We start from the raw sequence: 15,535 nt of genomic DNA, 5'->3' as shown, positions 1-15,535 counted from the left end.
AGTCCTCTCTGCGAGATGCTACGCGAACAAATGAGGGCTGAAACACTTAGCATAAAATAATTTTCAGGTTTTTTATATTACTTAATATAGTTTGATTTATTCTCGCTGACTTACTTAGTTTATCTAGGAGCATTTGCAATTAAACCCGTAAAATTACATTTGTTGGAATAATAAGCAACTGACCAATTTACAAGGCAACTGCAAGTATCGTTGAGACTAAGTTCAGACGTTCCTAATACTTGCTATTTACCTAACAGAACTAGACAGCATTGAAGTAGCTGTTAGAAAACATGGTAATAAATTTATTAGTGACAAATATAGAATTGGAACAAAACCATGATTGATGAACAAGAAATAGAAAAATTGTGGCAAGCTTTCAAAGTATTAGACGTAGATGGCAACGGAGCGATCTCAACTGAGGAACTGGGGGAGGTAATGCGATCGCTAGGGCAAAATCCCACGGAAGCGGGTTTGCGTGACTTGATTAAGGAGATTGACGTTGACTTATCAGGCACTATTGACTTTGAAGAATTTAAAACCCTGATGATTGCGAAAGTAGGCGATCGCCAAAGTCGCCTGAAGTTAGCCTTCAGTGCCTTTGATGAAGACGGTAGCGGTCAAATTACTGCCGTTGAGTTGCGGACAGTCATGAGTCAGTTTGGGCTGACAGATGCTGAATTGAAAGAGATGTTGCAGGAAGTAGATCATGATGGCGATGGCTCAATTGACTTTGAGGAATTCTGTCAGCTAGTGCCATTCGAGTCAGAGAGCAAAACTGGCTATCAAGACTCACCGATTTCCCTGAACAGTTCCCTCAAGATAGTGGCTACTTCCAATGAGGCCGCAGCAGCCAGCACCCAGCCGACGCCAGAAACAACGACTCCAGAGTTGGCACAGCTAAGAGAACAGTTAGCGCAACAACCAAACTCACCGAATCAGAAAAAAAGCGGTACGTCTCCCTTACAAATGCAGATTGGTTTGTTTCGTTTAATTCAAGGAGCAGCCTACCGCAGCTTCCGTGAGAGTTTCTCTGCAAATCACGAAACTCACTTGCGGGTAAAAAACTTGCCATACAGAATTACTGATTTTGTGGAGTTTGTCAAACAAGCGATCGCACTTTACAAAGCGTTAGGTATAGTATCCGAGGATTGCTACCCCGTCCTGGATGCAGTGGTTAAATCGATTGCCGATGAATATGCCCGATTGCAGGAGCGGATCGAGAACTGGCAAACAGTGGTAAAGACACCAGAAATGTTGGCAGAACAAAAAGCAATTTTAGAAGCGCGGAGTAAATTTGCCAATGTCAAAGAAAAGTTTGCTGCCGGAGTCGAGTTTGCAATTACGATCAAAAAGAAAAGTCTTAGCCTGGGTGACATTGTAGAAGGTGTGCTGGCGATTAACGAACTCAATCGTCTGCGGGGAATAGAACTGAATGAAGAAATGGCTCCACCACCAACTAAATCTCAGGCAAATCCAAAAGACTATTTGCACAAGTGGAATCGCGTCATCCTCTCCCAAGCAACTGAGGAAATAGATGGTGCAATCATGCCAGTAGCATACTGGTATGAAGACTTTATGCCAAAGTTGTTGGCAGCGTTTAGTGTTTCTAGCACAGCAGATATCCAAAGTAACACCGTACCCGATGAGGCAGCTTTGGATGAATGGTATCAGCGTACAAAAAACTCAGGAGAATTTAGCCGCTACGGGGCGGATGTTGCCGAAAATTTTCCCCGTTGCACTCCCAAACAGAAATTGATCCTCAAACAAGCATGGCGGTTGACGCATCACTACCTAAATGGAGTGCAGAAACGCCGCGAACGCCTAGAGTTTGGGCGAGAATCAGGGGCGCTATCGCAGTATGTAGCATTCATTGATGTCTATCTAGACCGGACTGAGGTGAAGGATTCCCAAATGCGAGTCAGTTTCCCCTACTACATTGGCCCGGCAGTGTGGCGCTTCTTCCATACCACAGCTGAGATTGTGTCTACCAAGACACCAGAACAGCAAAAAGCCGCAGTCGCAATCTTCAAAGATTTCTTCCAACTGTTTGCCACAATGTACCCCTGTCCTTACTGCCGACACCACCTGAATATGTATGTTGTCCAAAATAAGGAAGTGGATATGTATCCTGTAGAATACTTGGTGCTTGGGCGCGATCCCAACCTGAGTGACTTTGAGGTGTCATTGGAGGCGAAATTATCCACCGTCGTCGATGGTTCCTCTCTGCGGTTATTCTTCTGGAAACTGCATAACACCGTTTCTTCTTCCATTGCGCGATCGGAAGAATGGTATCACAAGGATGAGAAAGCGTTCTACACCACCCGTTTTTGGCCCAGCCTTGACTCTGAGTTAGCAAGAGCCAATGCACTCAAATACACCAGCATAGAAACTGCTCGCATCTACAACATCTACGGAATTCTCAAGCCATTGGCACGGCTGACAGGGGTAAAAACAGAATTGCCAAAGCTGCTGGAGAAGGGCGATGCGAATAATCTCAAGGAAGCGTGTATAGTTGCACAGAATCACATCAAGGATTTAGAAGAAGCTGTCATTAGCGGGCAGTTTCTCCAAGAGACATACTACTTTGAACCTAGCCTTGTGGATAAACCTCCACTCTTCACCCCTGAAGAAGAAGAGTTTGCCCGAACTGGTATGTTTACAGAAACGATTTAAATACTTAGGGGTTGCTAAAATTACACTTCTTGACATTTGTAGGGAAAAGGGTAAGGGGGAAAAGGAAAAGGAATAAAAAAACCTTTCCCCTTTGACCTTTCCCCTTTGACCGCAAGAGTGCAAAAGTAACTTTTGCAAGAGGTCTATTCCCCTCCTTCAAAATTTCGTCGGCAGGGGAATTTTAGCGCAACCCATTAAAACCCGTTTGCTTGACTTACAGCGCGTCAAATGCTTGTGCCTAGCAACATTATGGATTGTCTAATGAAAATCGCCCTTGGTAGCTTGAAATATCGATGATATAAAGGAGACAATAAAAATAGCCAAAGTAGAAACTTGCCCCGAAAAGGCAATTTCAATGCTTTGAAAAGTCACAGCATTGACATCTCACGCTGTATGTGCTTTTGAATATCCTCTAAAATGACTGTTTAGAAACGTAAAGGTCTAACTTATAGAGGATTTTTTCTAAAATACAACCACCGATGTAACCTGTAACCGACACATGACCAATCGAGAGGAATTAATGAAGAACGAGTCAACGTTAGCAAGCAACGCCGACGTAAATTTCCTTATCGGTGGGGGTGAAATGGGTGCTAGGATGCGAGAACAGGATTGGTCAAAAACGTCTCTTGGCCCAACACAGCAGTGGCCACAGAGTTTGAAGACTGCCGTGCGAATTATGCTAACTTCCCGTCAACCCATGTTTGTTTGGTGGGGCGAGGAACTGATTAACCTTTACAATGACGCTTATAAGACTATTATCGGCGGCAAACATCCAGAAGCATTTGGACAGCCAGCTTCATACGTGTGGCGGGAAATATGGGATCAGGTTAGGCCTCGCGCCGAATCAGCGATGCTGAAGAATGAGGGTACTTACGATGAAGCGCTACTGCTAATTATGGAGCGCAATGGCTACCCAGAAGAAACCTATTATACTTTTTCATATAGCCCGGTTCCTAATGACCAGGGCGACACAGGTGGAATCATCTGCGCCAACACAGAAGACACGCAGCGAATTATCAGCGAGCGTCAGTTGGCACTTTTGCGCGAACTCGCGGCGAGGACGGCAGACGCGCGGACATTCGATGAAGCCTGTACGCTAAGTGCGAGTTGTCTGGAGAGCAACCCTTACGATCTCCCTTTCGCAATGATTTATCTGGTCGATCCCGATCAGCAGGAAGTTTTTCTGGCTGGAACGTGTCGCATTGCGCAAAACCACGTAGCAGTTCCCGAAACAGTGGCTCTCGATGCGGATGGGGTTTGGCCCTTTGCGGAAGTAATCAAAACGCATCGGCCAAAATTAATTTCTGATTTAGAAGTGTCTTTTAGTAGTCTACCCTGTGGTGTTTGGCAGCGATCGCCCCATCAAGCGATCGCAGTACCCATTGCCGCATCCGGTCAAACCGGAAAAGCTGGTATATTAATTGCTGGTTTGAACCCCTTCAGGCTATTCGATGACAATTACAAAGGATTCATTGATTTAGTTGCGGCTCAAATTGCCGCCAGTATCGCTAACGCCCAAGCTTACGAGGAAGAACGCAAACGCGCTGAAGCCTTGGCAGAAATCGATCGCGCCAAAACCGTCTTTTTCAGCAACGTCAGCCACGAGTTCCGTACCCCACTGACTCTGATGTTGGGGCCATTAGAGGACACCTTAACCACTTGTGCCACGCTGCTTCCAGCCAAAGAACAAGAGCAGCTAGAAATGGTGCAACGCAACGGACTTCGGCTGCTGAAACTGGTCAACAGCTTGCTAGATTTTTCACGCATTGAAGCCGGAAGGGTTCAAGCTTCTTATGAACCCACCAACCTTGCCACCTTCACCGCAGAACTAGCTAGTGTATTTCGTTCGGCGGTAGAACGGGCAGGGATGCAGTTATCAGTTAATTGTCCTGCCCTGCCAGCACCAGTCTATGTAGATCGAGAGATGTGGGAAAAAATTGTTCTTAACCTGCTCTCGAATGCCTTCAAGTTCACGATGGCTGGAAAAATTGCAGTCAGTTTGCAGTGGTTAAATGACCATGTTGAGTTTGCAGTCAAAGACACAGGAATCGGTATCCCAGCCGAAGAAATCCCTCATCTTTTTGAACGATTCCACCGCGTCAAAGGGGCGCAAGGACGAACTTTTGAAGGGTCAGGAATTGGATTATCACTGGTGCAAGAATTGGTGCAAATGCATGGTGGAACAGTTGATGTTACCAGTCTTCTCGGAGTAGGCAGTTGCTTTACTGTGTCAATTCCCACAGGATATGCTCATTTGCCTCCAGACCGGATTAGTGCCCCGCGAACTTTAGCTTCAACTGCATTAGGGGCAACACCTTATTTAGAAGAAGCGCTGCGGTGGCTACCGGAAGAAGAGAGCAGGGGAAGCAGGGGGAGAAGAGAAGCAGGGGGAGAAGAAATAGTTCAAGAAGACTACACATCATATATAGATTCTTCCCCTGCCTCCCCTGCCTCCCCTGCCCCCCTGCCCCTCCGCCCCTCTGCTCCCTCTGCTCGGATTCTTTTGGCCGATGACAACGCAGATATGCGTGATTATGTTAATCGGCTATTAAGTCAGCAATATGAAGTGGAAGCAGTGCCGGATGGTTTGGCTGCTTTGGATTCGGCTCGTGGACGTGTTCCCGATTTGGTACTGACAGATGTGATGATGCCTGGATTAGATGGCTTTGGACTGCTGCAAGCATTACGAGCCGATCCGCTGACGCAAAAAGTTCCCATCATTCTGTTGTCGGCACGGGCAGGGGAAGAGGCACGGGTGGAAGGGTTAGAAGCGGGAGCCGATGATTATCTGATTAAACCTTTCTCTGCCCGTGAATTGTTGGCGCGAGTAGAGGCAGCCCTAAAAATGGCTCGTCTCCGCCAAGAGGCAATGGAACGCGAGCAAGGGTTGCGAATTGAAGCTGAGGTCGCTAAAGCCCACCTAGAGACTGTCATAGCTGGTATCCAAGACCAGTTTTTTGTATTGGATCGAGAGTGGCGTTATAGCTTTGTCAACGAACAGGTAGCAGATGTTGTTGGCATCCCCAAAGAAGAGTTGCTAGGCAGGATTATTTGGGAAGTTTTTCCCGATATGGTTAAAAGCGAGTTTGATACCCAGGTTCATCGGGCGATCGCAGAAAACACTGTTGTTCAATTTGAATACTTTTATGCACCTTGGCAGCGCTGGTTTGAAAGCCGCGTCTACCCTTTTGGAGAGGGAGTAAGCATTTTTGTTACAGAAATTAGCGATCGCAAACAAGCAGAAAAAGCCCTTCGGGAAAGCGAAGAAAAGTTCCGCAACATGGCTGACAATGCCCCCTTCATGGTTTGGGTGACAGACACCAATAGCTACTGCACCTATCTCAGTCAAAGCTGGTACGATTTTACAGGTCAGAGCGAGGAAATGGGTCTGGGATTTGGCTGGTTAAATGCTGTGCATCCAGAAGACTATAATGACGCCAGGAGTGTTTTTCTAGAAGCTAGTAGCAGTTATTCGGCCTTCCGTTTGGAGTACCGCTTACGGCGCAAAGATGGCAAATATCGCTCTTGTATTGATGCCGCGAATCCGTGGTTTGGAGTGGACGGTGAGTTTAAAGGTTACATCGGCTCAGTAATTGACATTACCGAACGCAAAGTTGCAGAAGCCGAACGCGATCGCCTCCTAGAACTTGAGCAAGCTGCCAGAACCGAAGCCGAAAGAGCCAACCGGATTAAAGATGAGTTTCTGGCGGTACTTTCCCATGAATTGCGATCGCCTCTGAATCCGATTCTTGGTTGGGCGAGACTTTTGCAGACTCGTGAGTTTGACGCCGCAGCCATAAAGAAAGCGATCGCAACTATCGAGCGGAATGCTCAATTACAAGCTCAACTAATTGAAGATTTGCTTGATGTCTCTCGAATCTTACAAGGCAAGCTCAACCTGAAGATGTTACCTGTCAACCTAGTACTGGTGATTGAGGCGGGATTGGAAACAGTCCGTTTGGCAGCAGAAGCTAAAAATATTCAAATTCAGACGATGCTGGATGCTGCTTTCGGGCAGGTTTTGGGTGATTCCGGTCGTTTACAACAAGTTATTTGGAATCTCTTATCGAATGCCGTTAAATTCACGCCGGAAGGAGGAAAAATTGATATTCAACTAGAGTGCGTTGACGCTCAAGCTCAGATTACCGTCAGCGACACAGGTAAGGGAATCAGCCCGGAGTTTCTGCCTTACGTGTTTGAATATTTTCGTCAGGCTGATGGCACGACAACCCGAAAATTTGGTGGATTGGGGTTAGGGTTAGCAATTGTGCGTCATTTGACCGAATTACATGGCGGTACGATTCAGGCAGAAAGTTTAGGTGAGGGGCAAGGAGCTATTTTCCGAGTTAGGCTACCATTAATTAAAAAAGATTTAACTGCAAAACAAAATATAGATGTTGCTGCATTAAATCCTTCTCCTCCGATTGAAATCCTGACAGGCATCCAAATCTTAGTTGTAGATGATGACGATGATACCCGTGACTTCCACACATTTGTACTAGAACAGGCTGGAGCAATGGTGACAGCAGTGACATCAGCAAAAGAAGCATTACAAATTTTGGCAGAGTCAGAACCAGATATGTTGCTCAGTGATATTGGGATGCCAGAGATGGATGGCTATATGCTAATGCGCCAAGTTAAAGCGTTACAGGCAAACCAAACCAAACGAATTCCAGCGATCGCTTTAACTGCTTATGCTGGAGAAATCAATCAGCAACAAGCACTGAAATCAGGGTTTCAAAAGCATCTGTCCAAACCCGTAGAACCAGAAGAATTAATCAAGGAAATTGCAACTCTAATTGGTAGAAGTGGTCATGTCTAAGTATAGGGGAGCTAATTTCAAAGTCCCTCTTTCTCAAAATTGAGAGAGGGATTTAGGCTGAAAGCTCATTGATTCATGGCTTAATTTATGAAATTGTTTCAAATATTTTGTTGTTTATTGAGGTCGATTCCTTCTTGAAAAAGATATATTTACTCTGAATTAATCTAGCTAAAAGCTGTTACTAATCTGGCTAATTTCATACTAATTAAATTAATTATTACAATACATACTTGGCTAAAGACGCGATGAATCGCGTCTCTACAAATAGTCTATTGATCGCATTCTTTTTTAAAATTGGTATTACCTTGATTTTGTAACCTAAATTGTTAATATAACTCTTGGTTTTGTTGCTTGACTACACAAAGCACATCGGAAATTACTTGGAATTTTAGTATAATTTTTGGTATGTGTTGCTGAGTCACTTACCCAGCTAAATTATTCAGTTTACTTAACTCATCAAATCTTCATATATTTGAAGTGTAGTTTATCTTTTACAGTAAAAATAGTGGGAATAATAGAATAAATCGGACTGCGCAAATTCAAATTATTTAGCTATGAGCCAAATATGTCCTATCTCCAAAACCTGTGCTTGTCGCAATATTGCACGCTGCCGGAATCAGGAAGCAGGTAGGCTATTTCTCTGGTTTCCCGTTTCACATACCCTGATAAAAGTCACCTCCTACCTACAGCAGTTTTCCCTTAAGTATGAACTGATGCACGAGCGACCAGGTTTGAGTTTGGACTGTAAACCCGGACAATCCCTAGAAATTGCTCGTAATCTGGCTAAACTACTTGCACCAAGAGAATTAAAAGAGACGCAAGTCCTTTTCATGCAAGGTACTTTCCAACCTCAACTCCATGATTTTAGTGACATCGCCTCATTACAACGCTTCATTAAGTTAAATCAATCCGACTGGCTGGTTGAAATGCTGGCAACAGAACGATTTACCAGTTACTTCCAACCAATTGTTTCAATTAACGATACATCGCAAATTTTTGGATATGAATCACTCTTGCGAGGGCTGGATGAAGAAGGTAATTTAGTGCTACCAGCACCAATTATAGAGTTAGCAACCGAAGCCGGACTTCTACCACAACTTGACCAAGTTGCTCGTCTGAGCACAATCACTCAATTCAGTCGCCATCAAGTCAATGGGCACATCTTCATCAATTTTGCACCAACGTCACTTTATGACCCAGCTTTTTGCCTACGTAGTACGGTAGAGGCCATTGATACTGCCGGAATTCCCCACGAGCGGGTTGTTTTTGAAGTCGTGGAGTCAGACAATCCTCAAGATTTAGCTCACCTCAAGGCAGTGCTTCAATACTACCGGAATGCTGGGTTTTTAATCGCTCTTGACGATCTTGGTTCTGGTTATTCCAGCCTAAACTTGCTGCATCAGTTACGTCCAGATTTTATCAAGCTGGACATGGAGTTAATTCGAGATGTGCATCAAGACCTTTACAAAGCTTCGATTACCGAGAAGCTTTTAGAGATTACTCAAAAGTTAAATATTCAAACCGTTGCTGAAGGAATTGAGTGCATTGAGGAACTGAACTGGCTGCGAGAACGAGGTGCAAATTTTGCTCAAGGCTATTTGATTGCTAAACCTAGTGCAGCGCCTGTCACTACAACCCCTTACTTTGAGCAAATCGCATTAACTGTAGCATCGGCACACTCTCAGCAGGTTGAACAGCGTGTCCAACATCAAAGCGAGTCTGAGCGAATTGTTGCAGCTGTAACGCAGCGCATTCGCCAATCGTTGGAATTAGACGAGATTTTGCAAACCACAGCAGCCGAAGTGCGACAACTATTTGACGTAGATCGAGTGCTGATTTACCAGTTTGAGCCAGACTGGAGTGGATTAGTCGCTGTAGAATCCTTAGCAAAAGGGTGTATGTCCATTCTGGGATTTCACGTCATGGACACGTGCTTTCAATCGACGCGTGCAGCTTACTATCAACAAGGTAACACCAGAGCGATCGCAGACATTGAAACTGCGGGTCTATCATCGTGTCATGTTGACCTCCTTAGAAGTCTGCAAATTCGGGCAAACCTTGTCGTACCAATTTTGCAGCAAGGGTGTTTGTGGGGACTATTGATTGCTCACCAATGCCGTCATTCCAGACAATGGCAGCAATCGGAGATTAATTTGTTTAACCAGTTAGCAGGTCAAGCTGCGATCGCTATTCAGCAATCAGAACTTTATCACCAATTACAACAAGCAAACCAGGAATTACAGCGCCTTGCCTGTTCTGATGGTTTAACCCAAGTGGCAAATCGCCGCTGCTTTGATGACACGTTAAACACGCAGTGGCAATGGTTGGCACGAGAGCAAGGTTCGCTATCTTTGATTTTGTGTGATGTAGATTACTTTAAGCTTTACAACGATACGCATGGACATCTGGCAGGAGATGATGCACTTAGACAGGTTGCTAAGGCAATCTCGCAGACAGTTAAACACCCCGCTGATTTAGTGGCTCGTTATGGCGGAGAAGAGTTTGCAGTTATTTTGCCGAATACTGATATTGAAGGGGCCATTGCAGTTGCAAGAGATATTCAGATCAATGTTAGTGCATTACAAATGCCTCATCCCCATTCTCAGGTCAGTGGATTCATTACCTTAAGTCTTGGTGTGGCAACCATCACTCCTCATAGCCAATTATCTCCTGCAACCTTAATTGCTGCTGCTGACCAAGGACTCTACCAGGCAAAAGCACAAGGGAGAAATTGTGTGGTGCAGATGGATTGTAAGAATTGACTTTTGAGGAATCCCAATGGAATAAAAACCTTTTCTCGATTGGATAAATTCAGGGGTAATACCATTTTGGATTTTAGATTTTAGATTTTGGATTGTGAAACATTGGATAAGTGTTTCAGTTTCCCATCTGTCGCAATCATTTTTCAAATTGGTATAATCATCTATCAGTATCGCTTAAGGAAAGCAGCATCAATAATTCAAGGTTTGTAGTGAAAGCAAATGAAGGCTGAAGCCTTCACTAAAAAATAATCTCAAGATGTTTTACATTACTTAATTTACTTCGATTTATTCTCATTTACTTAGAGTTTGTGAACATAAAACGAAAACTGAATATATGAATAAAATGTTAATGGCTTGACAAGTTATGATTATATGAAATAATAGTCATCTATGTATAGAAAAACCTTGATGCTATCAATAAATTTTCATATACAACTGTGAAATTAATTCAGTTTTCTGTTCATATTATATGAATGTATTAATTATTTTGGCTGAAGTCAGCCTAATAATCTTTGTTTTTTTATTACTGAACTGGGTTTTCAGCCAATTATTCAAGCTATTTACTAAAACCTTTATACCTCAAAGCGACAATAGAAGTATCAAAACGCTCCGCCGAAATATCACAGGGTTATTGTTACTTGCTTGTGTGGTGTCGTGCATTCTGATTGTGGGTGCTAATGGTTATCTAGTTTATCGGGGCGAAAACCTTCAGCAATATACACTCTTGTTGATTGAGCGTATCCCATCAGGATTTTGGGTGACACTAGGAATTGGCATAGCTCAGAGTCTTGGCACTTTGATTTTAGCAGCGATCGCCCTGAAATTTCTCAAATATTGGTTGAAGGTAGCCAGCACTCGCGCCAAGAACTTAGAAAAAAATACTGCTGATGATGAAAGTATTGATGCTTTCTTTAACGCCTTCTATGACAGAATCAGTGGTGGAATCTGGTTATGGGCTACCATCTTGTGTGCCCATTTTCTCAAATTGCCAGCAACGGTTTCGGAATATTTGTACATCGCGCTGCGAATCTATCTAATCATTGCCGTCGGCTTGCTTATACTCAAAGCAGTTGCTGCGATCGTTGATAGCCTAGATGCTCTCAGCATCAGATACTCCAATCCTGATAACCTGCTAAGATTCTACGATCGCCTACGACACCTAATACCTTTTTTAAAGCGCTGCCTGGAATTTGTAATTTATGTCTGCATGGCAACATTAGTGATTCAGCAGGTGCAGTTAATTGCCAATGTCGCAACTTTTGGCCCGCGAATAATCAAGATAATCGGTATCGTCTTCATTAGTCGCGTGTTGTTTGAAGTAGTTTACTTACTTATTGAAGAGGTGCTGTTCAAAGAGCAGAATCTAACTGATATTCAAAGAAGTAGACGCCTGACGCTCGTTCCTCTGTTTCGTAGTTTCTTACAATACTTAATTTACTTTGGTGCTACAGTTTTCATTCTTTATGCCCTGAGTATCGATCCAACTCCCATACTTGCGGGTGCTGGTATTGTCGGCATCGCTGTAGGTTTAGGGGCACAAACACTAATTAACGATATTGTCTGTGGCTTCTTTATTTTGTTTGAAAACTATTACTTAGTAGGTGACTATATTGAAGCTGGAAAAGCCGAAGAGAAAGTTGTCGAAGGTATTGTCGAGGCGATTGAACTCAGAACCACTCGTATTAGACATCCTAATGGTCAATTGCAGATTATTCGCAATGGCGATATTGGCTCAATTACTAATTACTCCAAACAGTATATTTTTGCAGTAGTAGAAGTTGGCGTGCCTTATGATTCCAACTTAGCGCATGTGTACAAAGTCATTGAGGAAGTGGGACAGCAGTTAAAAGCAGACGATCCAGATGTACTCGAAGCCACACAGGTAGATGGAGTTGAAAGCCTGGGAGAGTCTAACTTGTTGCTGCGAACATTGACGAAAGTAAAGCCAGGAAAACATCTTCAGATTCAGCGCGTTCTTCGGAAGATTTTTACGAATGCACTGTTGCGGGAAGGAATTATAATTTCCTTGCGCGCTGAAAGTGTTGAAGGTTAATTTGGCACTTTTTTTATACATTAGATTAGGCAGATTTCTAGTTATTAATATGATATGGAAAATAAATTTGAAGCTTAGTTAAAACGTGTTGATTTATACAAAAAACCAGTAGTGATTGTTATAGGCTTGAAAAGCCCTTTACTTTTATACTTTGGCGAAACTTCACCGCCAAAAAAGCACCAGAGCGATAGGAAATTACTTATTACCAAATGCGATTGATACTCATCAAATGCAAATCTGGTTAAGTTGAACAGATTCTTGTCAGCAGAATAGGTGATTTCCTACGCCCTGGTTATTTCTTTTAATTATTTTAGCTCAATGCTTTTAAGCGATATCAATGCTATCTCAAATGCTTTGCCAGTTTGTGCACTTGCCAAAGATATTATGAACAAAATATGGTTGTAAGTTGCTAAAATTAGTCCCTTCACTTATTGATTAGGCAAAACAATTTTGTTAGTAGTAGCGGTGCGTTTAGCCCGTTTCCAGTTCTGAGTAAAGATGTTAGATTTCCAACTTCTTTACTCAGCACTACTACCCCAGTCTCTAGTCTCTAGTCCCCATCAGTCTAACCAATTAATTTCTGCCAACTAGCGGGGCCGATAATTCCATCAGCATCTAAACCATTTTGCTTTTGAAAGTTTTTAACTACAACCTCTGTTTGCGGCCCGTAGACGCCATCATTCTCAACACCTAAACGGTATTGTAAGTATCTGACAACTACACCACCCGCATGGTTTGGTCTGATAATTCGTTTTGCCAAAATTAGATTTATGGCATTCCATGTAGTTGTGTCAGCAATTCCAGTCGCCTGAACTCCGACAATAGTCTGAAATTTTTCTACGGCAGATTTGGTGCTAGCCCCCGTGAAGCCATCTTCCACTAAAGCCTTACCATTTTTATCGGTTATTTTTAGTCTATTTAAGGATTTTTGCAGTCTGAGAACAGTCTCATCTATATTCTCCTCTTCATCTGGTACAGGGTTAACAGGGGCACTTGGCACTTTACCAGTTAAACCTTTGACAATTGCATTAGCCATTGCTTCAGGATTAAAAAGATTCATATCTTTTTGCGAATCGAGGAAGCAACATTCTATCAAGATAGCAGGCATATCTGTATTTTTCAGAACATACAAGTGGGAACCACTCTTAACGCCACGATTAAAAAATCCTAACTTGACGATTTCATCTAGTACAGGTTTAGCGATTTTTCTACCTGTATCGCTAGTTGCGAATACTTCTGTGCCGTTAGCTTGTCCGTTAAAGCAGTTAAAATGAACCGAGACGTAAATATCTACTTTACTGGCATTAGCTGTAGAACATCTTTTTGAAAGTGAGTCACGGACTGTATTAGCACTACTTGGTCTACATACTACGACTTCATTTCCTAAAGCTCTTAACTTGGCTATAACTCTATTACCTACATCTAGAGTTAAATTATCCTCAAATTTAATACCTCTAGCTCCTGTATCTGGTGGACAATTGTGCCCGCTATCAATTCCAAATTTCATTATTTCATCCTCAATTTACTTGTTTTTACACTAGTTCAAAACTCTTGTAATTATATAGACAAAGTTTGGTTAATAACTTTGTGAAAATACTTGTTAGCAATGGCTTCATTATTTTCAGCATTCCTACGCTATTAGACCAAATAAGTTTTTGTGCGAACCTGAGCAGCAACTTTGATTTGGTAAAATCTACTAATTCAAAGCTATATTTTAACCAAAAAGACAACTATTATAAGTTATCAATATCGAGAATAACCAGTAAATTTTTGCAATAAATTGAAATCTAGTAATTGCCTCCATTCTTTAGATAATAACGCTTTGTAAAACTGGAAAGCTATGACAAATGTACTTAGTTAAGATGCCCAAATCCCTAAACCGAACGCACCCCCTAATGTGAACCTGGGTTTATAAGGTCGTAAACCCTTGAGAGACTCTACCCTTGGCTTCATGTTAACCCTGAGCAGCTTAACACATAATGCTTTACAGTATTAATGAATACGCGATCGCTTCTAGACACCTGTACGAGATTAATAAACTAAACTGCTCAAGAAACGAGGCTCAACATGGGATCTTTAAATTTTGTGAAGCTACTGGAGAATTCCATCAATGAACCCGGCTTAGGGTGGACTCTTTGTTTTATGGGGGAAGATCAATCTAGTAAACTTGCAGAACTCACGCAAGAATTGAGAGGAGAATTTTCTGCAACAGGCGATGGAAAAGAGATTTTATCTGGTTTTTCCTATTGGGGAATCGGCCCAACAATTGCCTGGGATCGTGCCTGTAACGATCGCTTCTATCTCGTGATGAGAGAGAGTATAGAGTCTTTTAGATATCGATGGCATCAAATTAATGCTAATAATATCAAAGATCAAAAATATCATTATGTAAGTTTAGGCGTAGGCACAGGTGAAAAAGACCAACACATTTTAAGTTTATTGGTTAACGCAAATCCCGATATCCTCTACTTTCCAGTTGATATGAGTTCGGAGATGTTGAGGCTAGGTGTGCAACAGGCAACGAGAGGAGCGCAATTGCAAGGTAGCCATGTATTGCCAATTCAAGTTGACTTCTCAATTGAGAGAAATGTTGACGAGTTACGAAAACTACTAGATAGAGTTATCAATAACAGTCCTGTGCTATTTTCGCTATTGGGAAACACATTAGCTAATTTTCAACAAGACACAGAACTGTTGCGAACTCTTTCTAAACTAATGCGACGTGAAGATAGGCTACTCCTAGAAGTAGCGACTACCGAAGAATTAAGCGAAGAAGCGGCACAAAATGCGGCGAAAGAATACGCAAAAACTAGATCGTTTAAAGAGTTTGTCACCAGCGCATTGCTACAAAATACTGACTTAAATATCGACTTAAATAGTGTGTTTTTTGACGGTACTGTAGAAGATGATAGAGGAATTTTAATAAAAATACTGTATCGTAACATAACTGGAAACAAAATTGAAGTCATGTTACCCGATCGGTCAGTAATGAATTTTGAAGACCAAGATACGATTCGTTTATATCTGACTCGGAAATATACTTCTAATGGCATCGATCAAATTATATCAGACAGTAATCTGGTGCTTGTTGATAAGCTAAACAAAGTATTGGAACCACGTTTAAAGAATGGATTTGGCATGGATTTAATCTTACTTGCCTCTGACTCTTCAGGAATTAAGAGTGATTCTTCTGTAGTGAAGGATATATGGCCGCCTAAACGGTAA

The 15,535-nt window shown here is 42.5% G+C and carries 6 protein-coding genes; 5 read left to right on the top strand and 1 reads right to left on the bottom strand.

Annotated features, from left to right (window positions below):
- Positions 1–336: 336 nt before the first annotated feature.
- From V7K45_RS21340 to V7K45_RS21325, 4 genes are all read left to right on the top strand, one after another.
- Positions 337–2,673: an EF-hand domain-containing protein gene (locus tag V7K45_RS21340; protein WP_335006944.1), complete on the top strand. Its 2,337-nt coding sequence runs from the start codon at positions 337–339 to the stop codon at positions 2,671–2,673.
- A gap of 520 nt (positions 2,674–3,193) precedes the next feature.
- The gene (locus V7K45_RS21335) at positions 3,194–7,495 is read left to right on the top strand and encodes an ATP-binding protein (RefSeq protein WP_335006942.1); all 4,302 of its coding nucleotides are present in this window, start codon (positions 3,194–3,196) and stop codon (positions 7,493–7,495) included.
- A 554-nt stretch (positions 7,496–8,049) separates the two neighbouring features.
- Entirely contained in the window at positions 8,050–10,257 is a 2,208-nt protein-coding gene (locus tag V7K45_RS21330; RefSeq protein ID WP_335006940.1) for an EAL domain-containing protein, read from the top strand.
- Positions 10,258–10,726: 469 nt separating this feature from the next.
- Positions 10,727–12,310, top strand: a complete 1,584-nt coding sequence (locus tag V7K45_RS21325) for a mechanosensitive ion channel family protein (RefSeq protein WP_335006938.1) — start codon at positions 10,727–10,729, stop codon at positions 12,308–12,310.
- A gap of 565 nt (positions 12,311–12,875) precedes the next feature.
- Here V7K45_RS21325 and V7K45_RS21320 read toward each other — a convergent pair.
- Positions 12,876–13,817, bottom strand: a complete 942-nt coding sequence (locus tag V7K45_RS21320; RefSeq protein ID WP_335006936.1) for an N-acetylmuramoyl-L-alanine amidase — start codon at positions 13,815–13,817, stop codon at positions 12,876–12,878.
- A gap of 560 nt (positions 13,818–14,377) precedes the next feature.
- On the opposite strand from V7K45_RS21320, the gene V7K45_RS21315 reads away from it, so the two are divergent.
- Positions 14,378–15,535, top strand: coding sequence for an L-histidine N(alpha)-methyltransferase (locus tag V7K45_RS21315; protein WP_335006933.1), 1,158 nt, complete (start codon positions 14,378–14,380; stop codon positions 15,533–15,535).

The organism is Nostoc sp., assembly GCF_036917375.1.
Lineage (GTDB): Bacteria > Cyanobacteriota > Cyanobacteriia > Cyanobacteriales > Nostocaceae > Nostoc.
Note: the sequence above shows the minus strand (reverse complement) of the source record. Positions and strands in the feature narration are given on the sequence as shown.

Coding starts and splice junctions, on each gene's coding strand:
- V7K45_RS21320 (WP_335006936.1), bottom strand. CDS start 13,817: ATGAAATTTGGAATTGATAGCGGGCACAATTGTCCACCAGATACAGGA.
- V7K45_RS21335 (WP_335006942.1), top strand. CDS start 3,194: ATGAAGAACGAGTCAACGTTAGCAAGCAACGCCGACGTAAATTTCCTT.
- V7K45_RS21330 (WP_335006940.1), top strand. CDS start 8,050: ATGAGCCAAATATGTCCTATCTCCAAAACCTGTGCTTGTCGCAATATT.
- V7K45_RS21340 (WP_335006944.1), top strand. CDS start 337: ATGATTGATGAACAAGAAATAGAAAAATTGTGGCAAGCTTTCAAAGTA.
- V7K45_RS21325 (WP_335006938.1), top strand. CDS start 10,727: ATGAATGTATTAATTATTTTGGCTGAAGTCAGCCTAATAATCTTTGTT.
- V7K45_RS21315 (WP_335006933.1), top strand. CDS start 14,378: ATGGGATCTTTAAATTTTGTGAAGCTACTGGAGAATTCCATCAATGAA.